Origin of the sequence: Leisingera sp. M523 (genome assembly GCF_025141335.1) — a bacterium.
Taxonomy (GTDB): Bacteria; Pseudomonadota; Alphaproteobacteria; order Rhodobacterales; family Rhodobacteraceae; genus Leisingera.
The window spans coordinates 1694259-1720167 of record NZ_CP081036.1 but is presented as its reverse complement, the minus strand read 5'-3'; the positions used below and the strand labels follow the sequence as shown (position 1 = coordinate 1720167).

At 60.0% G+C, this 25909-nt stretch carries 22 protein-coding genes and 1 tRNA gene; 15 read left to right on the top strand and 8 right to left on the bottom strand.

What is annotated here, in order from left to right:
• Window positions 1-11: 11 nt before the first annotated feature.
• Window positions 12-1118, bottom strand: a complete 1107-nt coding sequence (gene mtnA / locus K3557_RS08535; protein ID WP_259999101.1) for an S-methyl-5-thioribose-1-phosphate isomerase — start codon at window positions 1116-1118, stop codon at window positions 12-14.
• Between the two features lie 275 nt (window positions 1119-1393).
• On the opposite strand from mtnA, the gene K3557_RS08530 reads away from it, so the two are divergent.
• The 5 genes from K3557_RS08530 (at window position 1394) to K3557_RS08510 (ending at window position 10591) form a co-directional block, all read left to right on the top strand.
• The gene (locus tag K3557_RS08530) at window positions 1394-2542 is read left to right on the top strand and encodes an efflux RND transporter periplasmic adaptor subunit (RefSeq protein WP_259999099.1); all 1149 of its coding nucleotides are present in this window, start codon (window positions 1394-1396) and stop codon (window positions 2540-2542) included.
• 3 nt (window positions 2543-2545) lie between these two features.
• Window positions 2546-5671, top strand: a complete 3126-nt coding sequence (locus tag K3557_RS08525; RefSeq protein ID WP_259999097.1) for an efflux RND transporter permease subunit — start codon at window positions 2546-2548, stop codon at window positions 5669-5671.
• A gap of 807 nt (window positions 5672-6478) precedes the next feature.
• Window positions 6479-7441 (top strand): TAXI family TRAP transporter solute-binding subunit, encoded by a 963-nt coding sequence (locus K3557_RS08520; RefSeq protein ID WP_259999095.1) that lies wholly within the window; start codon window positions 6479-6481, stop codon window positions 7439-7441.
• A 112-nt stretch (window positions 7442-7553) separates the two neighbouring features.
• Window positions 7554-10163 (top strand): TRAP transporter permease, encoded by a 2610-nt coding sequence (locus K3557_RS08515; RefSeq protein WP_259999094.1) that lies wholly within the window; start codon window positions 7554-7556, stop codon window positions 10161-10163.
• Entirely contained in the window at window positions 10160-10591 is a 432-nt protein-coding gene (locus K3557_RS08510) for a universal stress protein (RefSeq protein WP_129370903.1), read from the top strand. Before K3557_RS08515 ends, K3557_RS08510 begins: the two co-directional genes overlap by 4 nt.
• A gap of 27 nt (window positions 10592-10618) precedes the next feature.
• Here K3557_RS08510 and K3557_RS08505 read toward each other — a convergent pair whose 3' ends face one another.
• From K3557_RS08505 to K3557_RS08495, 3 genes are read right to left on the bottom strand one after another with little or no spacing between them, the layout of a single operon-like run.
• Window positions 10619-11668 (bottom strand): lipocalin-like domain-containing protein, encoded by a 1050-nt coding sequence (locus tag K3557_RS08505; protein WP_259999092.1) that lies wholly within the window; start codon window positions 11666-11668, stop codon window positions 10619-10621.
• Window positions 11658-14075, bottom strand: coding sequence for an FtsX-like permease family protein (locus tag K3557_RS08500; RefSeq protein ID WP_259999090.1), 2418 nt, complete (start codon window positions 14073-14075; stop codon window positions 11658-11660). Before K3557_RS08500 ends, K3557_RS08505 begins: the two co-directional genes overlap by 11 nt.
• Window positions 14072-14728, bottom strand: a complete 657-nt coding sequence (locus tag K3557_RS08495; protein ID WP_259992611.1) for an ABC transporter ATP-binding protein — start codon at window positions 14726-14728, stop codon at window positions 14072-14074. The genes K3557_RS08500 and K3557_RS08495 overlap by 4 nt, the downstream gene beginning before the upstream one ends.
• Window positions 14729-14913: 185 nt before the next feature.
• Between K3557_RS08495 and K3557_RS08490 the strand changes: the two genes are divergently transcribed.
• Window positions 14914-15363, top strand: a complete 450-nt coding sequence (locus tag K3557_RS08490; RefSeq protein ID WP_259999087.1) for a potassium channel family protein — start codon at window positions 14914-14916, stop codon at window positions 15361-15363.
• Here the strand turns inward: K3557_RS08490 and cls are convergent.
• Window positions 15360-16775 carry a cardiolipin synthase gene (cls, locus tag K3557_RS08485; RefSeq protein WP_259999086.1) on the bottom strand — a complete coding sequence of 472 codons (1416 nt, stop codon included), beginning with the start codon at window positions 16773-16775 and terminating at the stop codon, window positions 15360-15362. The genes K3557_RS08490 and cls overlap by 4 nt on opposite strands.
• 145 nt (window positions 16776-16920) lie before the next feature.
• On the opposite strand from cls, the gene K3557_RS08480 reads away from it, so the two are divergent.
• A complete protein-coding gene (locus K3557_RS08480) occupies window positions 16921-17787 on the top strand; it encodes a YihY/virulence factor BrkB family protein (protein ID WP_259992152.1) in 867 nt (288 codons plus the stop codon).
• A gap of 129 nt (window positions 17788-17916) precedes the next feature.
• Window positions 17917-18105, top strand: coding sequence for a hypothetical protein (locus K3557_RS08475; RefSeq protein ID WP_259999084.1), 189 nt, complete (start codon window positions 17917-17919; stop codon window positions 18103-18105).
• Between the two features lie 7 nt (window positions 18106-18112).
• Here K3557_RS08475 and K3557_RS08470 read toward each other — a convergent pair whose 3' ends face one another.
• Entirely contained in the window at window positions 18113-18829 is a 717-nt protein-coding gene (locus tag K3557_RS08470; RefSeq protein WP_259992610.1) for an RlmE family RNA methyltransferase, read from the bottom strand.
• Window positions 18830-18906: 77 nt separating this feature from the next.
• Window positions 18907-20019, bottom strand: a complete 1113-nt coding sequence (locus tag K3557_RS08465; protein WP_259992148.1) for a Ppx/GppA phosphatase family protein — start codon at window positions 20017-20019, stop codon at window positions 18907-18909.
• A gap of 283 nt (window positions 20020-20302) precedes the next feature.
• Between K3557_RS08465 and K3557_RS08460 the strand changes: the two genes are divergently transcribed.
• From K3557_RS08460 to K3557_RS08450, 3 genes are read left to right on the top strand one after another with little or no spacing between them, the layout of a single operon-like run.
• Complete coding sequence (locus K3557_RS08460; protein WP_259992146.1) at window positions 20303-20599, top strand: virulence factor; 297 nt, start codon at window positions 20303-20305, stop codon at window positions 20597-20599.
• Between the two features lie 26 nt (window positions 20600-20625).
• On the top strand, window positions 20626-21552 hold the full coding sequence (locus tag K3557_RS08455; RefSeq protein ID WP_259992609.1) for a methylenetetrahydrofolate reductase: 927 nt from the start codon (window positions 20626-20628) through the stop codon (window positions 21550-21552).
• Between the two features lie 17 nt (window positions 21553-21569).
• Window positions 21570-22631: a methyltetrahydrofolate cobalamin methyltransferase gene (locus tag K3557_RS08450; RefSeq protein WP_259999082.1), complete on the top strand. Its 1062-nt coding sequence runs from the start codon at window positions 21570-21572 to the stop codon at window positions 22629-22631.
• A 347-nt stretch (window positions 22632-22978) separates the two neighbouring features.
• Here K3557_RS08450 and K3557_RS08445 read toward each other — a convergent pair.
• A tRNA-Ser gene (locus tag K3557_RS08445) sits at window positions 22979-23068 on the bottom strand.
• 122 nt (window positions 23069-23190) lie between these two features.
• Here K3557_RS08445 and K3557_RS08440 point away from each other — a divergent pair.
• From K3557_RS08440 to K3557_RS08425, 4 genes are all read left to right on the top strand, one after another.
• Window positions 23191-24042: a DUF2059 domain-containing protein gene (locus K3557_RS08440; protein WP_259999080.1), complete on the top strand. Its 852-nt coding sequence runs from the start codon at window positions 23191-23193 to the stop codon at window positions 24040-24042.
• Between the two features lie 203 nt (window positions 24043-24245).
• Window positions 24246-24791 carry a 50S ribosomal protein L21 gene (gene rplU / locus K3557_RS08435; protein ID WP_259992140.1) on the top strand — a complete coding sequence of 182 codons (546 nt, stop codon included), beginning with the start codon at window positions 24246-24248 and terminating at the stop codon, window positions 24789-24791.
• Between the two features lie 11 nt (window positions 24792-24802).
• Window positions 24803-25072 (top strand): 50S ribosomal protein L27, encoded by a 270-nt coding sequence (rpmA, locus tag K3557_RS08430; RefSeq protein ID WP_027258993.1) that lies wholly within the window; start codon window positions 24803-24805, stop codon window positions 25070-25072.
• Between the two features lie 284 nt (window positions 25073-25356).
• On the top strand, window positions 25357-25893 hold the full coding sequence (locus K3557_RS08425) for a GNAT family N-acetyltransferase (RefSeq protein ID WP_129370917.1): 537 nt from the start codon (window positions 25357-25359) through the stop codon (window positions 25891-25893).
• The last annotated feature ends 16 nt before the right edge of the window (window positions 25894-25909 follow it).

Below are 25909 nucleotides of genomic sequence, written 5' to 3'. Positions count from 1 at the left end.
ATCCTCCGGTCTCAAGCGGATCTGGCGGCGGCCATTTCCGGAAACAGCCTGGCCAGGCCGTCTTCGGAGGCTTCGCAGATCCCGCGTTCGGTGATCAGGCCGGTGACCAGCCGGTTCGGGGTCACGTCAAAGGCCGGGTTGCCGCCAGGCGTGCCATCCGGGGTGACCTGAACCACGCCAATGGCGCCATCCTCGGTCTTGCCTTGAACATGGGTGATTTCACGTTCGCTGCGTTCTTCGATCGGAATTTCGGCAACGCCGTCCGAGACGGTCCAATCGATGGTCGGCGAGGGCAGGGCGACGTAGAAAGGCACACCGTTGTCCTTGGCAGCCAGCGCTTTCAAATAGGTGCCGATCTTGTTGCAGACATCGCCGCGGCGGGTGGTGCGGTCAGTGCCGGTGATCACCAGATCCACCTGGCCGTGCTGCATCAGATGGCCGCCGGCATTGTCGGTAATATAGCTGTGGCTGATGCCGTGGCTGCCCAATTCCCAGGAGGTCAGGGCACCCTGATTGCGCGGACGGGTCTCGTCCACCCAGACGTGGATCGGAATGCCCGCATCATGCGCTTGATACATCGGGCTGGTGGCGGTGCCCCAATCGACGGTGGCGATCCAGCCGGCGTTGCAATGGGTCAGCAGGCGGACCGGCTCGCCCGCAGGCTTATTCGCGGCGATTTTCCTGATCAGTTCCAACCCATGCGCACCTATGCTGCGGTTGATCCCGACATCTTCGTCTGCGATCTCATGCGCCAGCACCAGCGCGGCGGCGGTGCGTTCGCCTGCTGCCAGCGGCCGAAGGTGGTTGCGGCAACGATCCAGCGCCCAGCGCAGATTGATAGCGGTGGGGCGGGTGGCGTTGAGAAAGCTCCAGGCCTGATCCATCGCTGCATCTGACGGATCCAGCCGCATCGCCAGAGCCATGCCATAAGCAGCCGTCGCACCGATCAGAGGTGCGCCGCGCACCCGCATCTCAACAATTGCATCGGCGAAGTCCTGCAACGTGTTCACCTGCTGGACGCGGAAGTCATGCGGCAGCCAGCGCTGGTCAATGATCTGCAGCGCATCGTGATCGTGATCCCACCAAAGGGAGCGGTAATGGGTGCCATTCACTTTCATCGGAGTTTCCCCTTTTTCGTTGCAGCGCAGCTGCCGGTGCCGGATTGGCCGGTAAGTTGTTTCCGGTTTCCCTGAATTGCGCCTTGCGCGCAAGGTTTCGTTGGAAAGGCCCGCTTGATTATCGCGGAGTTTCTGAGTGAAATTGTCCGGTCAGCACGCGTGCTCCTTGCAGACAGCAGCTCGCGCAGTGTTCAATAGGGTTAAGTTTTATAACGAGCGGGTGCACCGGAAAACCGGCCGCCCGGTTTATTTTCGTCAAATTGAAAGGCTCAAGGATGAAGAATTTCTGGAACAGGGGCCTGACCGGCTGGACCGGACTAGCAGCAATTGCAGCGGTTGGTTTGGCAAGTGCGGATGCGGCGTTTGCGCAGCAGGGTGCTGCACCAAAGGTTTCGGTGTCACAGGCAGTGGTTAAACCGATCAAGGATACCTCAACCTTCATCGGCCGCGGTGAAGCGATCGACAAGGCAAACATCATGGCCCGGGTCAACGGCTACTTGGAGGAGGTGCTGGTCAAAGACGGTGCTGAGGTGGAAAAGGGCGACGTGCTGTTCCGCATCGAACGCAGCGCTTATGAGGCGGTGCTGGAAAGCCGCCGCGCCGAACTGGCCCAGGCTGAGGCCAATTTGGAGCTCGCCTCGTTGGATCTGGCCCGCAAACAGGAACTGTTCGATCGCGGTTCGGTGCCTGAGGCGGACCGGGACACCTCCCGCGCCAATGAGCTAGTGGCCGAAGCCCAGGTGCGCGCCGCTGCGGCTGCGATCAAGCAGGCGGAATTGGATCTGAGCTATACCGAAATCCACGCGCCGTTCTCGGGCCGGGTCGGCCGGGTCGAGGTCAGCATCGGCGATGTGGTCAACCCCAGTGGCGCGGCTTTGGTCAATATCGTGCGTGAAGCACCGGTTTATGTTTCCTTTTCGTTGAACGAAAAGCAGTTTGTCGAGATTTTGCAGGAGCTTCAGGCCGAAGGTATTGAACGCTCTGACACTGAAACCGCGCCGGAAGTATTCGTCGTCTTGCCCAATGGCGCCGAGCTGGAGGAAAAAGGCCGGATCGCCTTTGCCGGCAACCGGGTTGATCCAGCCACCGGCGCCGTCACCGTACGGGCGCAGTTTCAAAATGATCACCGGTTGATCCTGGACGGCGCCTTTCTGACCGTCGGCCTGCAGTCTCAGGAGGCAGTTGACCGGATCATCATCAGCCAGGCTGCGATCCAGCGCGATCAGCAGGGGCCGTTTGTTCTGGTAGTGGACGATCAGAATCAGGTGGCCCAGCGCTATATCGTCACTGGCGATGTTCAGGGCACCGGCATCATTGTGCTGGACGGTCTGACCAAGGGCGAAACCGTTGTGGTCGAAGGCCTGCAAAAGATCCGCCCCGGTGTCGAAGTGGACCCGGTCATGGCCGCACAGGCTGGAGAATAAGCAATGTTTTCCAGCATATTCATTTCAAGACCGAAATTCGCAATCGTCATCTCTCTGGTGCTGACGGTCATGGGGGTGATCGGCTACTTCGCGCTGCCTGTGGCGCAGTTCCCGGAAATCACGCCGCCGGTGGTGAATGTCACCGCCAGCTACCCCGGTGCCAATGCCGAAACCGTGGAAAAAAGCGTCGCCGCGCCGATTGAGGCGCAGGTCAACGGGGTGGACGGGATGCTCTACATGTCCTCCACGTCGGCTGACAATGGCAGCTATTCTCTCTCAGTAACCTTCGAAGTCGGCACCGATGCAGATATTGCGTCTGTCAACGTGCAGAACCGGGTGGCGCAAGCAACAGCAGCTCTACCCGCCGAAGTGACGGCAAACGGGGTGGTGACTCAGAAAAGCTCCTCCAACATGCTGCTGGTTGCGGCCCTGACATCGCCCAACAGCTCGTATGACAACGTGTTTTTGTCAAACTATGCCGCCATCAACATCAAGGATGCCCTGGCCCGCGTCGACGGCGTCGGCAAGGCTGATATCCTGACCAATTTCGAATACGCCATGCGGGTCTGGCTGGATCCGAACAAGATGGCAGGCCTCGGAATCTCGCCGGGCGATGTTATCAACGCAGTGCGTGAACAGAACATCGAAGTCTCCGCCGGGCAGGTGGGCGCGCCGCCGGTTCCGGGCGATCAGGTCTTCCAATATACCATCAAGTCCAAGGGCCGCCTGACCGAGGTTGCTGAGTTTGAGGACATCGTCATCCGCACCGGCGACGGCGGCAGCACTGTCCGGCTCAGGGACATTTCCAAGGTTGAGCTGGGGGCCTCCAATTACAGTTCCTCGGGCTATTTCGACGGCGTGCCGGCGACGATCCTGGCTGTCTACCAATCTCCCGGCGCCAATGCGCTGGCGGTGTCCGAGGCTGTGCTGGCAGAGATGGACCGGCTGTCGGGGGATTTCCCGGACGACGTTTCCTATTCGGTGCCGTTCAACACCACGGATTTTGTCGAACAGTCGCTGAATGATGTGATTTCCACCCTGATGATGACCTTTGCACTGGTGATCACGGTGGTGTTCATCTTCCTCGGCTCTTTCCGGGCAACGATTATTCCGGCGATTGCCATCCCGGTGTCCCTTATCGGAACATTTGCCTTCCTGCTGGTGCTTGGCATGTCGCTTAACACCATCTCGCTGTTTGCGCTGGTGCTGGCGATCGGCATCGTGGTGGATGACGCCATCGTGGTGGTGGAGAATGTCGAACGGATCATCGCCGAAGAGGGGCTTCCCCCGGCTGAGGCCACCCGCAAGGCAATGGGGCAGATCACCGGTCCGGTGATTGCCACAACCCTGGTTCTGCTGGCGGTGTTTGTGCCGGTCACCTTCATGCCTGGGATCACCGGCAAGCTGTACTCGCAGTTTGCGGTGACCATTTCGGTTGCGGTTGTGATCTCCTCGGTCAACGCGCTGACGCTGTCGCCGGCGCTTTGTTCCATTGTGCTCAAGGCGCGCTCCGGCCCGCCAAAAGGCTTGCTGGCACTGTTCGAGAACATGATCGGCGGCGTCCGCAGCGGATATCTGAGCATCGTCACCCGGCTGCTGCGCCTGCCGGTGATCGGGCTGGCCATCATTGCGGCGGTTGCCTTCGGCACCGGCACAATTTTCAACTCTACGTCCAAAGGCTTCCTGCCGGCCGAAGACAACGGCTATCTGTTTGTGGATGTGCAGCTGCCCGATGCGGCGGCGCTGGGACGGACGGAGACAGTGACCGGCCGGATCGACGAGCAGATCCGGCAGATCCCCGGTGTCCAAGGCACGGTTCTGGTCAATGGATTCAGCCTGCTGAACGGGGCGGGGGCCAATGGTGCCATGATCATCGCCTCCCTTCACCCTTGGGATGAACGGCAAACCGAGGCGCTGCATCCCAATGCTATCCTTGGCCAGATCTACGGCATTGCCAATGGGGAAGCCGCCGCCAGCATCGTCGCCTTCAACCCGCCGCCGATTTCGGGCCTGGGCATGTCCGCAGGTGTGGAAATGGCAATCCAGCAAACCGCCGGCGGCACCCCGCAGGATCTGGCGCAATCGGTCGGCTCGCTGGTCTACTCGGCCAATCAGCGCCCGGAGATCGCCCAGTCCTATACGACCTTCCGGGCCAATGTGCCGCAGGTGTTTGTTGATCTGGACCGCGAAAAGGCCAAGACGCTGAATGTGCCGATTTCCGAAGTGTTTCAGACCATGCAGGCACTCTTGGGGTCTTATTACGTCAACGACTTCAATCTGTTCGGCCGTGTCTACAAGGTGATGCTGCAAGCGGAAGGCACTTTCCGCGACAAGATCGAGGATATCGGCGGCCTGTATGTGCGGACGCAGTCGGGTGAAATGGTGCCGTTGTCGACCCTGATTGATGTGGAAAACGTGCTGGGGCCGGTGCTGCTGAAGCGGCACAATATCTTCCGCTCGGCCACTGTTACCGCTGTGCCGGCGGCAGGTCTGTCCACCGGCGATGCGATCCGGGTGATGCAGGAGGAAGCCGCGACGGCGCTGCCGCCGGGCTACGCCTTTGAATGGACCGGTACGGCGCAGCAGCAGCTGGACTCGGCAGGTCTGGTCACCGTGATCCTGGCGATGGCAGTGCTGTTCGGCTATCTGTTCCTGGTCGCGCAATACGAAAGCTGGACGATGCCGGTGGCCATCCTGCTGTCGGTGATCGTAGCCCTGTTCGGAGCGGTTGCGGCGGTGGCAATCGCCGGCAATGACATCAACCTCTACACGCAGATCGGAATGATCATGCTGATCGGCCTGGCGTCGAAAAACGCCATTCTGATTGTCGAGTTCGCGATGGAGCAGCGCGCCGCCGGTCTCTCAATCCGCGACGCGGCGCAGGAGGCCGCCAAACAGCGTTTCCGCGCCGTGATGATGACAGCGCTGTCTTTTCTGCTGGGGGTGGTGCCACTGCTGGTTGCTTCGGGCGCAGGCGCAGCCAGCCAGCGGGCCATCGGTATTGCCGTCTTTGGCGGTATGCTGGCAGCAACCGTGGTTGGCGTCATCGTGGTACCGGTGCTGTATGCGATGATGCAGGGGATGCGCGAACGCATCAAAGGCACACCGGCAGCCCAACCGGCAGAGTAAAACAGCCCGCCCCGCCAGTCCATCTGGCGGGGTTTTCTCTTCCATCAGAACCGAAGGTCCGCCGGGGCTGGCAGCGATCAGCCGGGTATCAGGCGCGGCGCGCTCGCAATCCGCGGTCATGGGCCGCCGACAGGATCAGGTCCCATTTCCGTGGCGTACAGCGGAACTCCGGCTCCACATCACAGGTCAAAGGCGCATTCGCCTCGCTGGGTATCTTTCTGGCTTCAGCGGAAACGCATCGTTCCAACGCCCAGAAATCCGTCAAAGACGGGTTGTCAGTAATCACTTGGCTCAGCAGCATTGCCGCAAGCTCCCCGTTAATGCTGTCCGCTTTATTAAATTTTAGTACCGCGGATCAATTTTTATGTGGTGCGTATTAGCGTCATCCGGATGATTTGTCACCAGGATGTTTTTTAAACCGTCGCAAAGCTGCAAAAATCCGCCTGGAATGGCTGCCAAGGTTAGGCGGCGCAGAAGCACGGCTGCCCGCAGAAAGAATCGCTGTACCGGTCACTTTCCTTGCAAGAAAAAACTTTGTGCAAAGGTGGCCGAATGCACCCGGGCCTTGACGGGGAAAATTACCTAACCTTCGTCAATTAGGAGAAAAATGCGGGTTTACGGGGTGCGTCAATAGATAGCACCCTTGACTTGGAGAGGTGCCGGTGAAACCCTTCTGCACGTGCGAAATAATCCGCACATGCCCGGTCTGGTGGGCCGAATTCTGTGGCCGTGCAGGTACCGTAATCACGGTTTCACTGCCTTCCGCGCCAGGCTGCAAATCATAAGACAAGTGGGAGAGACTTGATCATGAAACACACCCAGCTGGCTATCGGTGCATTGGTGGCGGCGTCCTTTGCGGCACCCGCAGCATTTGCTCAGGAATACATCACCATTGGCACCGGCGGCGTGACCGGTGTTTATTACCCGACCGGCGGCGCCATCTGCCGTCTGGTGAACAAGGGCCGCAAGGAGCACGGCTTCAAATGCGCCGTCGAATCCACCGGCGGCTCGGTCTATAATGTGAATACTATCCAGGAGGGTGAACTGCAGTTCGGCGTGGCCCAGTCTGACATTCAGTATAACGCATACAACGGGGTAGTGCAGTTTGAAGGCAAGCCTTTTGAAGGCCTGCGCGCTGTCTTCTCCGTGCATCCGGAACCCTTCACAGTTGTGGCCCGTGCTGACGCCGGCATCAGCAGCTTCGAAGACCTGAAGGGCAAGCGCGTCAACATCGGCAATCCGGGATCCGGCCAGCGTGCTACCATGGAAGTGCTGATGGGCGCCAAGGGCTGGGGTATGGAGGATTTCGCCCTGGCAACCGAATTGAAGGCAGCGGAACAGTCCGCAGCGCTCTGCGACAACCAGATCGACGCGATGATCTATACCGTTGGCCACCCGTCCGGTTCTATTCAGGAAGCCTCCACCGCCTGTGACTCGGTCCTGGTGACCGTGGACGGCGAAGCGGTTGAAAAACTGGTTGGCGACAACTCCTTCTACCGCACCGCCACCATCCCCGGCGGCATGTACCGCGGGTCTGACAACGACACCCAGACCTTTGGCGTGGGCGCAACCTTTGTGACCTCGGCGGACGTGTCCGACGATGCGGTCTATGCCGTTGTCAGCTCCGTCTTTGAGAACTTCGAAGCCTTCCAGAAGCTGCACCCGGCATTCGCCAATCTGAAGCCGGAAGAGATGATTGCAGACGGTCTGTCGGCACCGCTGCATCCCGGTGCTGCCAAGTATTACAAAGAAAAAGGCTGGATCGAGTAATCCAACCAACATAAGGAACGGGGCGCATTTGGCGCCCCGTTTTGCCTGAGGCCGCTGCCCAGGCTTTAAATTTCAGGCCCCGGAAAAACGGCGGCCACAGGGGAGATTATCCATGGCATCCGATGCTCAGGGAAATCGGCCGCTCAGCGAAGAAGAGCTTCAGGAACTTGTCGCGTCCTCAGACGCAGGCGCCCGCAATCCGGTAGGAAGTGTGGGGCTGTTCCTGGCTATCGTCGCAGTCATCTGGTCGGTGTTCCAAGTCATTCTTGCTTCACCCGTTTCCAACCTGCTGCTGCCCGGCAGTGTGGTGAACAATTCCCGGCAAATCCATTTGGCCTTTGCCATTTTCCTGGCCTATGCCGCCTATCCGGCGCTGAAGTCCAGCCCGCGGAATTACATTCCCATTCAGGATTGGGTCTTCGCGCTGGCCGGCACCGTAATTGCCATGTACGGCTATATTTTCTATCAGAAAATCGTCGATTCCGGCGGGCTTGCCGATGACATGGATAAATGGTTTGCGCTGGCGGGTCTGATCCTGCTGTTCGAGGCCGCCCGCCGCGCGCTTGGCCCGGCAATGGCGATCATCGCAACTATCTTTCTGGCCTATGTGTTCTTTGGCTCCTCCGACTGGGTGCCCGAAGTCATCCGCTGGAAGGGCGCCAGCCTGAAAAAGGCGATGAGCCATATGTGGATCACCTCCGAGGGCGTGTTTGGCATTGCCCTCGGGGTCTCCACCAAGTTTGTCTTTCTGTTTGTGCTGTTCGGTGCACTGCTGGATAAGGCCGGGGCCGGCAATTACTTCATCAAAATGGCCTTTGGCGCGCTTGGCCACCTGCGCGGCGGTCCGGCCAAGGCGGCCGTGGTGGGTTCTGCCGCAACCGGTCTGATCTCCGGCTCCTCCATCGCCAACGTGGTGACAACCGGCACTTTCACCATCCCGCTGATGAAGCGGGTGGGCTTTACCAGCGAACAGGCCGGCTCGGTTGAGGTTGCCTCGTCAGTCAACGGCCAGATCATGCCGCCGGTGATGGGCGCTGCGGCCTTCTTGATGGTGGAATATGTGGGCATCTCCTATGTCGAGGTGATCACCCATGCCTTCCTGCCCGCCGCGATTTCCTACATCGCGCTGGTCTATATCGTTCATTTGGAAGCGGTGAAGCGGAACATGCCGACGCTGGGCAACCGCGTTGTTTCCATGGGCCGCACCATTGGCGGCATGGCTCTGTTCTTTGCCGGCTTTGCGGCCCTTTGCTATAGCGTTCAATACCCGGTCAAATGGATCACCTCGGCAATGCCGGGCGCCTCCGGGCTGACACTGGCAGCCCTTGTGTTCGCAGCCTATGCGGCCCTGTTGTGGCTGGCTTCCGGCGTTGACGATCTGGTGCCGGACGACCCGAACGCCAAAGAGGTCGAACTGCCAGTGGTGGGCGAGATCTATAAGGCGGGCCTGCATTACCTGCTGCCGATCATCGTTCTGGTTTACTTCCTGATGATCGAACAGAAGTCACCCGGCCTGTCGGCATTCTGGGCGACCGCACTGCTGTTTGTGATCCTGCTGACCCAGAAGCCGCTCAAGGCGGTCTTCCGCGGCCAAAGCAACATGGCCAATGCCTTTATGGAAGGCGTCCACGACCTGTGGAACGGGCTGATCGACGGCGCGCGCAACATGATCGGCATCGCGCTGGCCACGGCTACTGCGGGGGTGATCGTTGGCACCGTTACGCTGACCGGTGTCGGGCAGGTGATGTCCGAACTGGTTGAGTTTGTTTCGGGCGGCAACCTGATCCTGATGCTGGTGATGGTGGGTATCCTCTCGCTGGTTCTGGGCATGGGGCTGCCGACAACGGCGAACTACATCGTTGTCAGCTCACTGATGGCCGGTGTGGTGGTCGAACTCGGCGCCCAGTCCGGTCTGATTGTGCCGCTGATCGCAGTGCATCTGTTTGTGTTCTACTTTGGGATCATGGCGGATGTGACACCGCCTGTCGGCCTTGCCAGCTTTGCCGCAGCGGCGGTGTCGGGCGGCGATGCGATCCGCACCGGCTTCATTGCCTTCTTCTACTCGTTGCGGACCGTGGCGCTGCCGTTTGTGTTCATCTTCAACACCGATCTACTGCTGATTGATGTAACCTGGATACAGGGCATCCTTGTGGCCATATCAGCGACCATCGCCATCCTGGTCTTTACTGCCGGCACCATGGGCTATTTTGTCAGCCGCAGCCGGATCTATGAAAGCATCCTGCTGATCTTCGCAGCCTTCGCGCTGTTCCGGCCGGACTTCTTCATGGACCGGGTGATGCCGCCTTATGCCGCAGTACCGCCGGCCCAGTTGGTTCAGGCTCTGGACGAAGCGGAAGCGGGAGCGGAGTTCAGGATCACGGTTGAAGGCCCTGATTTTGATACCTCCGAGATCAAAGGCACCACCATGATCCTGACCGCTGATGGCACTGGCGGCCAGCAAGCGGTGGATGCCTATGGGCTGCTGCTGCTGGAAGAAGACGGGGTTGTGAAACTGGACGAGCCGATGTTCGGCACCCCGGCGGCACCCAATCTGGAGAGCTTTGATTTCTACGCCGATGAACCGGTGCGGGTTGCAACGATCCAGGCCCCGGCCAGCCAGCTGCCAAAGGAGCTTATGTTCCTCCCGGCATTGCTGCTGGTAGCACTGGTCGCACTAATGCAGCGCGGCCGTGCGCGTGAACAGGAAGGAGTAGCGGCATGAACAAACCCGTACTGTGTGCATTGGAACTCAGTGATCCAGCGTCCGACGAAAAAGTGCTGACCCAGGCCGCCCGGCTGGCGGATCTGGACGGCGCCCAGCTGGATGTTGTCAACGTCCTGCCGGACTTTGGCGAAAGCTGGGTGTCGGGCTTCTTTGAGGAACACCACCATCAAAAAGCGGTCAAGGACACCACCCAGCGGCTGCGTGATCTTTGCACCAAGGTACTGGGAGAGGAAGGCAACGCCAAGGTTCGCCATCTGGTGGCCACCGGCAAAGCCTATCAGGAGATCCTGAAGGTGGCCGAAACGGCGGGCAGCGGGCTGATCGTGATCGGCGCGCATAAGCCGGACCTGAAGGACTATTTGCTCGGGCCCAATGCGGCCCGGGTGATCCGGCATTCGGATTGCTCAGTCTTTGTGGTTCGCTGAAAACACTAAGGGCGCCTGCGGGCGCCCTTACTCGTAGCCGGTCATCTCAAGGTAGCCTTTGCCGGAGTGGCTGCCGCTGACCGACACCGGTCCTTCCCAATATGAAAACGAGGTTCCCATCCAGCTTTGCGGATTAAGTGCTTGAACCTCAACGGAAACGCCTTTTTCTGGCAGGTTTGCACGCCAGCGGGTGGGGATCTGCCGGCCGTGCACATCGCTCGCAGCCAGCGCCTCGGCGTGAAAGGCACCAGGCGACAATGTTTCCACACTGCCGTCTGCGGATATCCATGTGCCTGAGGTGAAATCACCGCTCCCGCCACGCAACACAAACCCCATCAGCTTGTCACCGCTGTCAAAGCTGAGCGAGAACCAGTCCCAGCCGCTTTGATCCTCTGCCAGCGGCTGGCTTGACCATTCCCGGTCCAGCCAGCCATGGCCTGTGACGCCAACAGGACCGCCGGGCAGATCAAGCGTTCCGGACACCTGATAATGCGGTTGGGAATAATAATAGCTCGCTTGGCCGCTGGCGGACTTCACGGAATAACCATCCTCTCCATGCAGCACCAGAGGACCATCAGCGGCGAGCTGCAAGTCATAGGAAAACTCTTGGCCTGAGGCCGTTATCTCCATCTTTTCAATTGCCTCACCCGTGGAGCGCATCTGCCAATTCCCGATCCAGGCGTCGAAAGGATCAGCCAAAACCCCAGCCTGGCCCACGCCGCCGCGGGCAAGGCGTTCGGCGAATAGGTGCTGGTCCGGCGTTGTCACGGCCGCATGGGCCATCCAGACTTGCGGACTTTGCCAGCCCTCGGCCTCTCCCGGAGCCAGGGCGGACCGGAACAAGGTCCACTGAATGCCATAGTCCTTGCCGCCGGCGTCTGTCAGGTTAGCGGTTAAGTACCACCACTCAATGCGGAAATCCGGATGGGCGCCGTGATCCTGAGGAAAAGACAGCTGGCGGCCAAGCTCTGGTACCGCAAACCCCTCGGCCTCAGTACCAAGCCCGGCATAACCCTGCGGCAGGGCTGCAGTGGCCCAGCCAGCCAGGAGGAACGTGAAAATGGGTCTAACGTTCATTGGCAAACACCTTGAGCAGTTCCGCAGGATCCAGGCGGCTGAGACGGAGCGCGGGCAGGGCGGCTGCCACCACCGCGGCCAGCAGGGCCAGCAGGATAAGCCGCAGCCAGTCGCCTGGAAACAGATGCATCGGCAGCTTCCAGCCAAACGCCTCAACATTGATGACGGAAAGCAGCGCCCAGGCCAAAGCCAAGCCCAGCGGCAAGGCCAGAACCGCGGTGATCGCGGCCAGCAGCAGGCTGCGCAGGATTTCGGCACCGGCCAACTGGCGGCGGCTAAGACCCATCGCCCAAACCGGTGCAAGTTGCGGCAATCGCTGGCTCCACAGGGTAAGAAGGCTGGTCAGCATGGCAAATCCGGCCACTCCCAGGGTCAGCAGGTTCAGCGCGGAAGTGATGGTGAAGGTCCGGTCAAAGACGCCCAGAGAGCGGGCCTTGATGCCCGCCTGATCAACGATGTTTTCCCGCGGTATTTCAAATGCTTCACGAATGGAGCTGACCAGTTCCGGCACATCATCAGCAGGCAGCCGCAGCCCGAACTGCCGGTTGGGAATATCCGGTGCGCGGGCCAGCAGTGCGGCAAGGGAGGTGATCACCTGACCATTCGGATTGCCATAGTCGGAATAGATCCCGGCAATTGTCAGCTTCCAATCCGGTGCCAGAGCCAAAGAATGCCCGGGGCTAAGGGCATGACGGCGGGCAAATTGTTCATTGACCAGCAGGGCTTCTCCAGCGGCGACACGGTCCCAGACCGCAGGTAGCGCCTCCAGCAGCGGCCAATTCTGCCGGTAGGTCTCATCATCCGCGACGCCGTAAATCCGCAGCGGCGCCCCCTTGTAGCGGATGTCACTGCGCCGGAACGGCAGCACGGTTATGCCCCGGTCCTCCAGCCACAGCGTCAGCTTTGCTCCTTGTTCATCGCTTGTCGTGGTCACGTAAACTTCAGCCGACAGGCGTTGGTCCAGCCAGCCGGTAAAGGTGAGCCTGAAGCTGGAAACCATTGTCCCGACGCCAATATTCGTCGCCAACGCCAAAAGCAGCGCCATCAGGGCAAGTGACATCCCCGGCAATTGCGCCCGTGTGTCGGCCCACAGCCATTCGGCAAATGGACGTGTGCACAGCCGCGCCCCGATCCGCAGGCCAGCGGAGATCAGAAGCGGCAGTATCAGCGCAGCCCCCAGCATAAGCCCGGACAGAAAGATAAACCCTGCAATAAGCCCTTGAAAGATAGAGATAACTGTAAGTCCTGCAAGCAAACAGACAGCACCTGCAATCGCCGCCGCCAGGTGTGACTTGCTTGCCTGCTGCCCGCGGGCCTGGGTTGCGGGTGCGGCCAGCAGGGGCATCCGCCATAAGGCATAAAGCGCCTGCGCCCCGGCCAGGAACGTGCCGCCGCAGGCCATTGCCAGCCCGGACAAAACCCATTCAAGACGCAAGCTGAGGGCGCCGTCCACCGAGGCGCCGTAGAGGCCGGACAGCGTGGCCTGAACATCCGGCAGCAGTGCTGCAGCCACCAGATAGCCTCCGGCCAGCCCCGCGATCCCGGAAAACAGCGCAACAACCGCAAGCTCGGCTGCAAACAGGGCAACGAGTACCCGCATCGGAACGCCCAGCCCGCGCAAGGTCCGGATCATGCTGCGGCGCTGCTCCAAGCTGAGGCCAATGGTCCCTTGAACAATGAACAGCCCAACAGCAAAGGACAACAATCCAAAGGCTGTCAGGTTGAGGTGGAAACTGTCGGTAAGCCGCGCCGTATCTGCCGCTGCGTTCCGGGCTGGAATGCGGGTTAGGCCCGGGGCAAGTTGCTGCAGGGGTGTCAGGCCGGACAATTGATCCGGCAGAATAATCAGGTAGCTGAGACTGTCCGGCTGGCGCAGCAGCCGGCTGGCCAAACTGATATCGGCTATCAGCACACCCGGCGGTAATCTGTCCGTTTGGGTGACCGGGTGCTCACTTTGCGCGGCTGCAAGCACAAGCGCGGTTTCCGGGTGAGCAAAAAACCGGCCCGGCGGCAAAAGCGCATCCAATGCAGGTGCGCTGTCCTGCTCTGCCGCCTCGGCCAGGGCCGGAACCAGCGGATGGCTTAGCAGATCAATACCCATGATATCAAAGCTTTGCCGCTTGAACCTGACAGTTCCTTCCAGAACAGGCGTCAGCTGCCAGCCAGACCGGCGCAGGCTTGCGTATTGCTGCAACGGGATTGCGCCGTCTTCCGGCGCCAGCCGGTCCGCGGCTGTTGTACCAAGCTGCTCGGCGGCGCGTGCGTAACTGGCGCGGGCTTCGCCGTTGATTGCCTGAACTGCAGACCAAAGCCCCGTTGCCAGGGCCAGCCCGGCCATCAGCGTTGCCAGTTGCAGGGGATGCCGGCGCCAGTGCGACAGGATGGCACTCAGCGCGGAGCGGATCATGCGGCCTGGCCAAGCTGCAAATGCAGGCGCTGGTCCAGCATCCTGGCAATGGCTGCGGAATGCGTGACCAGAAACAGGGCCGCGCCGCTCTCCCGGACCAGTTCCAGCATCAAGTCCATCACCGCCGCGCTGGCGGTCTCATCCAGGTTCCCGGTCGGCTCATCCGCCAGCAGCAATTTGGGACGCAAAGCCAGGGCACGGCCAATGGCAACCCGCTGTTGCTGCCCGCCCGAGAGCTGCTCTGGATAGCGATCGAGTAAACCGGCCAGGCCAAGACGGTCCGCCAGCACTTGCCCCCAATCAGGGTCCCACCGGTTTCCCAACCGCGCATGCAACGCGATATTCTGCCAAATACTGAGTGAAGGTATTAAATTAAACTGCTGGAAAACAAGGGAAACATCATTTCTCCGCAACGCCGCGCGCTGCCGGTCTCTGAGGTTTGACAGCGGGGTGCCGGCAACTTCAATTTCGCCGCTGTCAAAACGATCCAATGCCCCGGCTAAGTGCAGCAATGTGCTTTTACCGGAGCCGCTGTCGCCCGTCAGCGCCAGGCTGCTGCCAGCCGCCAAGTCCAAAGACACCCCGCGCAAGACAGCGTTTTCCGGCGTTTGTCCCGGATAGGTTTTGGTAACATTGCGGATCTTCAGAACCATCCTGCGGCACCCTCCTGCGCTTTGGCCTTCAATGCCTGCAACGGCACTCAATACCTCCGCCAGGAAGAAGTCCAGTGCGGCACAAAGGCTGGCCCATCCGGCTTTCTTATGGTTAAGCGTTGCGGAGTACCTTTCTAAGCTGCTGAAAAGCCCCAACACAGCCCCACACCGACGGGAGAGCCAAGATGACGCTATGGAACCAGTTGCTGTGGGGCTCAGTCTATCTGAGTGTCTGCCTGATCCTCGAAATCTCTGTTTTGGTTTTGTGTTCCGCCGTGCTGAACAGGATGTCGGCGGGCTTTGCCAAACCCTTCAGGCCCTGGCAGATCGGCATTATGCTGGTGGTGGCGATTTTCATAATTCTGGGCAGTCATACGGCTCAGGTCTGGATCTGGTCCGCTGCTTTTGTCCTGGTCGGTGCGATCGGCGACTGGAACACATCAGTCTATTTCTCTCTGGCGACCTATACCACGCTTGGCTACGGCGACGTTGTGCTAGGGCCGGCGTTGCGGATTTTTGCCGCCTTTGCTGCAGTCACCGGGTTATTCGGCTTTGGGATCAGCACGGCCTTTCTGGTCAGCGCGATGGGGCGGCTGTTTTCCTTGAACGGAGAAACGCATAGGGCAAAGGATTAAAGCACAGGCGCCAGCAACCGCGCCACGGGAGCCAGCAAGCGAATGCGCAATGCCTGCCGGTCCAGCGGCTGTGTTAGCGCGGTAGAACGCTGGAAATCCCTGGCCAGCATTTCAGAGATTTCGCGCGCGGACCGAGGGTCGAAAAACAAGGCCATGGTTTCAAAATTCAGCCGGAAGGACCGGTAGTCGAGATTTGCCGTGCCCACACCCGATATCCGGTCATCGATAATAAAACACTTCTGATGCATGAAGCCGCCCCGGTAGCGCAGGATATGAACACCTGCCTCCCGCAGTTCATCAAAAAATGCAAAACCCGCAAGCCAAGGCAGGTGGTGATCAATGGATTCCGGCAAAAGGATCCGGACATCCAGCCCGCGCAACGCGGCATGTTTCAAGGCAGCAAGCACCTCCTGATCCGGAACCAGATACGGGGAGGCCAGCCAAACTTTTTCCTGTGCAGCGGTGATTGCCGAGAAAAACAGCATGGACCCGTTGCCGATGCTATCGCCGGGGCCGGTCGAAACAATCAAGCCGGGCCGGTCTTGCGGTGACGGTTCAGCGTCCCAGTTCAGCAGATCCAGGACCGGCTCTTGCGTGCGCCAGTGCCAATCCTCGGCAAAAGAAAGCTGCAGCTGCTGAACAACCGGTCCGGTGAGCCGCACATGGGTATCCCGCCAGGGACCCATTACAGGATCCAGCCCCATGTATTCCTCGCCGGCATTCAGCCCGCCGGTAAAGCCGGTCCGCCCATCCACAATAACGGTTTTACGGTGGTTGCGGAAATTGATCCGAAGCCGGTGCCAAGGCGGCCGTTGAACCGCCGGATCAACCATGTTCACACCGGCCTCCTCCAGCGCGCGGGTAAAACTGCGGGGCAGCTTCCGGCTGCCGATACTGTCTGTCATGAACCAAACCGTCACACCGCGCTGCGCGGCCTCGATCAACTTGGCCTGAAGCTGTTTGCCGACACCGTCCGCACGCAGAATGTAGTATTGAACAAGGATATATTCCTGCGCGTTATCAATCGCTTCGAAGATGGCGTTGAATGTGTTTTCGCCATCAGTCAAAAGTTCCAATCCGTTTCCGTGGCAGACGTTCATGCCGGCAATGGCCTCAAAGGGCGCTGTGTTTACCGGCAGTTGCTGCGCCTCTCCGGATTGGGCGCTGGTATAGTTCCGCGTCGCAGCAACCGCCTGTTCTGCAGCACGGCGAGCCGTCCAGTACCCTTTGAACCGGTGGTGGCCAAAGATCATGTAGGCGGGCAGGGCGGCTATCGGCGCAGCCAGCAAGAAGACAGCCCAGCCAATCGCCCCTTGAGGTGTGCGCGCGGTGCGGGCTGCACGAAGGGCTGCAAACCCGGCAGCGGCCCAGGTTGCGGCAATAGCCGTGGTGCTAAGAACAATCCAAAACATCTGGAGATCCTAAGATAGCGGTTTGATTTCAAATTAGTACTGAAAGGCGGTGCCTGCTACACTTGGCCGGGCTGCGGCAAGCGGAAATCAGTGTGTTTGTTCTTTGCCGCTGGCAATTTCCTAATGGTTGTGGAACCTTACGCCTATGCCAATCCTGCCGCCATTACGCTGCTGGCCTGCAGCCTTGCTAGACGCCACCCGCCGCTTCAACCGGAAAAACGGCTGGGTGATGAGCAGCCATATCGCCATGTCGATGATGCTGGCGCTGTTTCCGTTTGTTCTGTTTACTGTGGCGCTGGCGGGGACCGTTGCCGGTTTGCTGTCGCAGGACGTCGCCATGGAAACCCTGACGGAACAGGTGTTCAGCGTTTGGCCGGACGCGGTGGCACGGCCGATCCTGACCGAACTGAAAGCGGTGCTGCAGACATCAAATACCCAGCTTGTCACCCTGGGCGGCCTGTTTGCGCTTTATTTTGCATCAAATGGCGTCGATGCCGTCCGCACCGCCATGGTGCAGGCTTATCATGATACGGACACAAGACCGTTTTGGCGGTCGAGGGCGCTGTGCATCGGGCTGGTTGTTCTAGGCGGGGCGGGGATCCTGGCCGTCACCGTGTTTGAGGTGCTACTGCCGCTCTATGTCAGGCACATCGCGCAATTGCTGCCCTTCGAAAGTGTTCCAAAAGGCTGGGAAAAGGGCTTGAGGGGCATTCTGGCGCTGGCTCTTCCCACTGGTGCGGTGCTGGCGTTCCATGTGCTGCTGCCTGGCCGCGTGCACCGCTTGCGGCGGATCCTGCCGGGCGCAATCCTGACCCTTCTGCTGTGGCTGGCCTGCGGCAGCGGCTTTGCGTTTTACGTCGGCTCATTTGCGCAATACTCGGCCACATACGCAGGGCTTGCTGGCGCCATGGCCGCAATGATCTTCCTCTATCTGAATTCAGCTATCCTGATCCTGGGGGCGGAATTCAACGGCGCACTGATTGAGATCGCCAACGGGATGGGCCGGTCATGAAAGCTGCGGGTTTTCAGCAACTGTTTCCGTTTCTTCAACAATAAGGCAGCCCTGCCTCATTTGAGCCCATCTAGCGGCCCAATCGCCTTTTAGATCTTCAGGAAGAAGCGGATCCAGAAGGGGGCCATCATGACAAAACTGCAAAACAAACTGCGCCACATGCGCCTGTTTGAACTGATGCGTCAGCGCGAAATGGCCAGCCATGTCAGCCGTAAGCTGCGGGTGTCCCGGCTGGCCGACGGCGAGGGTGATGAAGCTATCCTGCTGCGCGATCTGGCGACGCGGTCGCTGACCGCACCGCACAACCGCCGGGTCTGACGGGGCGTTAGCCCCGGAACCCGGTTGCCACCACAAATTTCTCAGAGCTGTCCGACCGGGAGGAGGGCGGCTTCATGTTTGCCACTTTGGTGAACTTCTGCTTCAACAGCTTCTGCAGCTCGCCTTCGGCGCCACCTGCCAGAACCTTGGCCACAAAGGTGCCGCCTTCCTCCAGAACGTCAAAGGCAAAGTAAGCGGCGGTTTCACACAGCGAGATGATCCGCATATGGTCCGTCTGCTTGTGGCCGGAACTGGCGGCGGCCATATCCGACATCACCACGTCAGCTTTGCCGCCCAGCCATTCCTTGACCTTGTCGTCGGCGCCGTCCTCCATGAAATCAAGCTGATGGAACTCGGCACCAGCCAGCGATTCAACTTCCTGCAGGTCCACGCCGATAATGCGGCCCACCGCCTTGCCCTGTTTCTCGCCCAAAGCATTGATGCGCTTCACCGCCACCTGCGCCCAGCCGCCGGGCGCACAGCCCAGATCGACGATCCGTGCACCGGGCACCAGAAAGCGGTATTTGTCGTCCACTTCCATGATCTTATAGGCTGCGCGCCCGCGATACCCTTCGGCCTGGGCCCGTTTGACATAGGGGTCATTCAACTGCCGCTGCAGCCAAAGAGTCGAGCTGAGCTTGCGCCCGCGCGCGGATTTCACCTTGACCTTCAGATCGCGCTGACCGCGTCCGGATGTGTTCTTACCTGTCGGCGTCTTTGCCATCATCGTCACCATTTGCGCCGGTGCGCGGAATTCTGTAAAAATTCCGGCCCGGAAATATCCAATTTTTCCGGCCCCGCCTAATAGGGGCCGTCCTCCAGAACGCCATCCGCGCTCATCTGTGCATAAAGCAGCCCTTCGCGCAGGCCGCGGTCCGCAACAGACAGCCGGTCGGTCGGCCAGCAGCGCAGCAATGCCTGCAGGATTGCAGACCCGGACATGATCAGCGCTTGACGGTCCTCGCCGATGCGGGGATCGCGGCGGCGGCCCAGAGGCCCGAGTTCTAGATACCCCCGGATCACCTTGTCAATCTGATCGCTGGTCATCCGCAGCCCGTCCACCTTGGTCCGGTCATAGCGTTTCAGCCCCAAATGCGACGCTGCCACAGTTGTAACCGTGCCCGATGTGCCGACAATCTGAAACCCGGTACGGGTCTGTTCGTTCTTATAGGGCGCAAAATCAGCCAGGTTTTCCTCGAAAAACCAGCTCATCAGCGCAAAACGTGCCGCGTCGTCTTCGACATCGTTGAACTGGTCCCGCAATGTGGCAACCCCCAGCGGCACGGAAATCCAATCCACCACCTTGGCCGCGGGAAACGGGCTTTCGGTGGTATGGAACCCGTTATGAAGCCGCATGATCGCAGAGGGACGGTCGCGCCGCGGGACTGATGAGATGTCGATCCACACCAGTTCGGTCGAGCCGCCGCCGATATCGACCACCAGCAACTGATCCGTTTTGGTAGAGACCAGCGGCGCGCAGGAAATCACCGCCAGACGCGCTTCCTCTTCCGGCTGGATGATTTCCAGCGTCAGACCGGTTTCCCGCTTCACCTGACGGATGAACTCGCGCGCGTTTTTTGCCCGGCGGCAGGCCTCGGTTGCCACCAGCCGCATCCGCCGGACCCTGTTGCGTTTCAATTTCTGCTGGCAGATCCGCAGCGCCTGGATGGTGCGCGCCATCGAGGACCGCGACAATCGTCCGGTCCGCTCCAGCCCGGCGCCGAGCTGCACCGACTTGGAGAAACTGTCGACCACATGAATGCCGCTGCCCTTGGGCTGGGCGATCAGCATGCGGCAGCTATTTGTACCCAGATCCAGCGCGGCATAAAGCGCATCAGGATCGGGCCGGGCCGGTGCAGGGGTTTCGACCGCTTTGGGAAACGCGCCCGCACCTTTCGAGCGCCTGGGCGCCATGATTCACGCCCTCCGATTATCGTGTTAACGACAACAATAGGGGCGCCGGTGCAGCGGCGCAAGCGCCAGACGGCGGAAGCGAAGCAATTTCCGCAGCTTCGAGGAAATCTCATAATCCACATGAATATTTTGGCGGGAAACTCCTGTGGCATTCGAAACGGCACAAAGCTAGTGTCCCGGCAGCAAAACGTCGCTCAATCCCATCGTGTTGTCGAAAATCGACCAACGTGCGGGCGGCCGCCGCTCTAGAACGTGGTCTATCCAGGCTAGGAGGAAATTAGGCATGCCCGACGTTACGATCGTATACTGGCGCGATATCCCTGCGCAGGTCATCGTTGGCAAAGGCCGCCGCGGCGCCAAACGCCAGCTCGAAGAACGGTTCGAGCAGGCCATCGACCGCGCGGCCATGAAGGTGAACGCCAAGGACGCGGATGCCTATCTTGCCGAGTGGCGCAAGGCCGCGCCTTATGCCGCCGAAGGCGAAGCGGCCGATGTTGCCGAAGCCGAGGCAGTCCGCTTGGAAACAGAATACGATCAGGACCGCTTGAAGACCCTGATTGCAAATGACGGATGGGCGTGAGCCTGACACCACTATGGGAGGCCGTGATGGCTTTGCTGAACTTTAAGAAACGCGATTCTGGTGCTGGCCAGACTGCCACCCCCGAAATGGAAGCCTTCCTGAAAGGCTATTCCATCGAAGTGATGCCGCGCACCGCCGCCAAGGTCGATGATTTCCGCGATCTGCTGCCCGCCGGCACCCGTGTCTATGTCGCGCATATCGAAGGCACCCCGATCGAGGACATGGTCGACACTGCCAAGCGCATCGCCGGTGAAGGCTATGATGTGATGCCGCACTTCCCGGCGCGTATCATCAAGGACAAGGCCACGCTGGGCGACTGGATCAACCGCTACCAGGGCGAAGCCGGCGTCAAGCAGGGCCTGATCCTGGCCGGCGGCGTAGCCAAGCCGCATGGCGATTTCGACAGCTCGATGCAGCTGCTGGAAACCGGCCTGTTCGACGACGCAGGTTTTACCAATCTGCACGTAGCGGGCCATCCCGAGCCGAACCTGGACATCGACCCCAAAGGCGGCCGTGCCAACACCTATGCGGCGCTCGATTGGAAACAGGAATTCTCCAAGCGCACTGACGCTGAGATGGCGCTGGCAACCCAGTTCTGCTTTGAGGCGCAGCCGGTGATCGACTGGGTGAACGAGCTGAGCGAACGCGGCATGAACCTGCCGGTCCATATCGGCATCGCCGGCCCGGCCAAGCTGCAGACCATGATCAAATTTGCAATCGCCTGCGGTGTCGGCCCGTCGCTCAAAGTGCTGCAGAAACGCGCCAAGGACGTCTCCAAGCTGCTGCTGCCGCATGAGCCGGGCGAGGTTCTGGCCGGTCTGGCAGCGCATAAGGCAGCCAACCCCGATTTCGCAATCGAGAAGGTCCACTTCTTCCCGCTGGGCGGCATCAAGACTAATGCCACCTGGGCGATCAACAACGGCGGCGATTCCGCCAAGCCGGTTAACTCCTAAGACCCTAAGGATCAAAAATGACCCGTACAGTCGTAGAATCAAAAACAAAAACCGCGGTCCTGGGCTTTGACGAGCCGTTCTGTGTGATCGGTGAGCGCATCAACCCGACCGGCCGCAAGAAACTGGCGGCCGAGCTGGAAGCCGGCGACTTCTCCACCGTTGAAAAAGACGCCGTGGCACAGGTTCTGGCCGGTGCCACCGTGCTCGATATCAACGCGGGTGTGGTCTATAACTCAAACCCGAACCCGAATGAGACCGAGCCGCCGCTGATGAAGAAGATCGTCGAGCTGGTGCAGGGGCTGGTCGATGTGCCGCTGTGCATCGACTCTTCGGTGCCGGGCGCGCTGGAAGCCGGCCTGGAAGTCTGCGAAGGCCGTCCGCTGCTGAACTCGGTCACCGGCGAGGAAGAACGCCTGGAGCAGATCCTGCCGCTGGTCAAAAAGTACAACGTGCCGGTTGTGGCGATCTCTAACGACGACACTGGCATCTCGGAAGACCCCGATGTGCGCTTTGCCGTCGCCAAGAAGATCGTTGAGCGCGCTGCCGATTTCGGCATTCCTGCCCACGACATCGTTGTTGACCCGCTGGTGATGCCGGTTGGCGCAATGGCCACTGCCGGTCTGCAGGTGTTTGCGTTGGTTCGCCGTCTGCGAGAAGAGCTGGGTGTGAACACCACTTGCGGTGCGTCCAACATCTCGTTCGGCCTGCCCAACCGCCACGGCATCAACAACGCCTTTCTGCCGATGGCAATGGGCGCCGGCATGACTTCTGCGATTATGAACCCGGTGGCGCTGCCCATCACGCAGAAGAAGATCGCCGAGAAAAGGGCGGAAGTTGAAGCCGCCGGCATCGTCCTGCCCGAGGGCATGGAAGACGAAGCCTTTGTTCAGATGTTCGGCCTTGGCTCGACCATGCCGCGCGCCGGCAAGGAAATGGAGGCCATTCGCGCTGCCAACTTCCTGACCAACAACGACCCGCATGGCGGCGACTGGATTAAGTTTAACAAAGAGCCTGCCAAAGAAGGCGAAGAAGGCCGTGGCCGTGGCGGCCGCGCCGGCGGCCGCCGCCGCCGCGCCTGATCCGTGCAGTCAGACTGAACAAGAGGCCGGGCAGAAGTGTCCGGCCTTTTCCGTTTATCAACAGCTTATGTCGCGCACTTCATTTGGTTGGCACGATCCCGGCAGCGTTCAACTGTTGGACGAAGCGAAAGCCACTCACGGCTACGAGCCCCGCCCAGTCTGGCGGGGCTTCGTCTTTTCGGGGCATCCGTATGGTCGCTTCGGGCGGCATGGGCGAGGGCATCCTGGCATAGCCGGCACAGCTGACAGGGCGAAAAGTCATTAAACTATGCCGAGATTGGCCCTTACCCCCGAGGCCATCCCATCCGGGCGGGTCGGATAATTATCTATCGATATCAGTGGGATAATGGCGGAGAGACAGGGATTCGAACCCTGGGAACCCGTGAAGGCTCAACGGTTTTCGAGACCGCCCCGTTCGACCACTCCGGCACCTCTCCGCGGGGGTCTAGTGGGGCAGCGTTTAAGGTTGATTCCGGACGCGTGCAAGCGGGAAATGCGGCTGTGGCAAAAAAAGCCGGTTTGCCGTTGCCAGCCAAATGTTTTTGCCTAAATTTGCTTTATGCAGATGCCGCTCAAAACCCCCGCTGTGCTTTTACGTTTCCTGACTTTGCTGTGTTTGGCTGCCGCGGGAGTGCCGCAGACCGGCCTGGCCGCAGACCGTGAGAGGGTTGAGGCGTTTCTGGAAGTAACCGGCTTTGACGTCGCGCTCGACAGCATTGCCTTGTCCGCCTCCAGCGCACCGGACATGCTGGGGCTGGATGCAGGCGCCTTTGGCAGCCAATGGACCGAATTGTCCGGGGACGTCTTTGATACCGCTGAAATGCGCGGCCTGGCGCTGGAGATCCTCGAAAACACGCTGGACGATGAAGCCCTGGATCATGCGGCGGCCTTTTATGCCAGCGATCTGGGGCAGCGCCTGGTACGGGCGGAAAACGCCTCGCATAAGGTCGAAGATGACGCGGTAAAGCAATTGGCAGGCAACCGCATCATCTCGGACATGGTCAAGGACGGCAGCACACGTGTCGCCATGTACCAGCGGATGGGAACCGCAATTGATGCCGCAGGGGCGGGCGTAAAGGCGCTGCAGCAGATCCAGTTCCGCTTCCTTATGGCCGCCGCCGCGGCCGGGGTGATCAAGCTGGAGCTGGACGCCGACGGCTTGCGGGCCCTGATGAAGGCGCAGGAGGGCGAGCTGCGCCTCAGCCTGCAGGCCTCCAGCCTGGCCGCCTCGGCCTATACCTATCAGGAATTCAGCGATGCCGAGGTTGAGGCCTATGTCATGGCCCTGGAAGAGGCGCCCATGCAGCGGGTTTATGAGTTGCTCAACGCTGTGCAATATGAGATCACAGCCAACCGCTTTGAAGAACTGGCGCACCGGATGGCAGAGCTGACACCCGGGCAGGATATCTGATCCTGCACAGGCTGATGGCGCAGGGTATGGAAAACGGTTGACACCTGATGCATTCCGAACCATAAGCCCGCATCCCGGCCCGGACTCCGTGCGCCGGGATTCATTTGTAATACGCCCATGACACGGGCGCGCTGTTCGAGGCGGCATTTGCCGAAACACCCGTAAGGGGGCCGTAGGACGCGGGTATAAAAGGAAAGACGCACATGTTTGCGGTCCTCAAGACCGGCGGCAAGCAGTACAAGGTTCAAGCGGGCGATATCCTCCGCATTGAAAAACTTGCTGCAGACGCTGGCGACACCATCCAGTTCGACGAAATTCTGATGCTTGGCGGCGACGCACCTGTTGTTGGCGCTCCGCTGGTAGATGGCGCTGCCGTAAAGGCAGAAGTGATCGACCAGATCAAAGGCGAAAAGCTGATCAACTTCGTGAAGCGCCGCCGGAAGCACTCCTCCAAGCGCACCAAAGGCCACCGTCAGAAGCTGACCCTGGTCCGGATCACCGAGATCCTGGCATCGGGCGCAACCAAAGCTGCCCCGAAAGCCGCTGCCAAAGCTGCACCTGCTGCTGGTTCGGACGATTTGGCCCAGCTGACCGGCGTTGGCCCTGCTGCCGTCAAAAAGCTGAACGAAGCAGGCCTGACCACCTTTGCCCAGATCGCAGCCTTGTCCGAAGACGACATTGCTGGTATCGAAGCGGTCAAAGTGAAGCCCGAGTGGGTTGAGCAAGCCAAAGATCTGGCTAAAGGCTAAGGAGAGAGAGAATGGCACATAAAAAAGCTGGCGGTTCCTCACGTAACGGCCGCGACTCCGCGGGCCGCCGTCTTGGCGTGAAACTTTTCGGTGGCCAGGCGGCCATCGCAGGCAACATCATCGTGCGTCAGCGCGGCACCAAGTTCTGGCCGGGCGAAAACGTAGGCATTGGCAAGGATCACACTTTGTTTGCCACCGCCGAAGGTGCTGTCACCTTCCGCAAAGGCCTGAAAAACCGCACCTTTGTATCGGTTCTCCCAGTGGCGGAGGCCGCTGAGTAAACCGACCCGAAGGGTAAAGAAATCTTTAGGGGGATCGGTTATAAGACCGGTCCCCCTTTTCTTTTTTGCGTCTGCGAGTTCATGATGAGTTTTCTTGCTGTTTCCAGCCCCCTCGAATTTGTGCCGCTGCAGTTCGGTGTTCACGCCGGACCAACAAGTAGTTTTGCGCGAATTGAAGACCTTGGGGCTTGCTCCAGGGGCAGGGCGAACACATCTGAAAAGCATCGCCGCAACAACAATGACAATTGCCGCCAGAAGTACACAGGCAGAGGAGGAGCACGTCCATGAACTTGGAACATATCGTGTGTCAGCAGGCCATCGAAACAGAGCGGTTTATTTTGCGGCCGCTGCGAAAATCCGATGCCGGGCTGATTGAACATTACGTCAGCGATGCGCGCGTTGCCCGCATGACCCGCTCGGTCCCGCATCCGCTGCCGCCCGGCGCCGCCGAGGCCTTTGTTGCCCGCGCTATGGCCGAAGAGCGGGACGAGGATGTCTGGGTGATAGATGGCACCGCCGAAGGCGACGCCGAGCTGAAAGGCGTGATCGGCCTTAAGCGGATGGACCGCAACCAGTCGGAAGTGTCCTATTGGACGGCGCCGCCGTTTTGGAATACCGGGCTTGCCTCTGCCGCGGTAAAGGCATTGGTGGATGCAAATCCGCAAAGCAACGCGGCGATGTTTGCCTCGGTGTTTCAGGACAACCCGGCCTCGGCCCGGGTGCTGATCCATTGCGGCTTTGAGTACCTTGGCGACGCCGAAAGCTATTCGGTGGCCCGCGATGCCTCTGTCCCGACCTGGACCTACAGCCGAAAACTGTGATTGGCGCGGCGCGCGC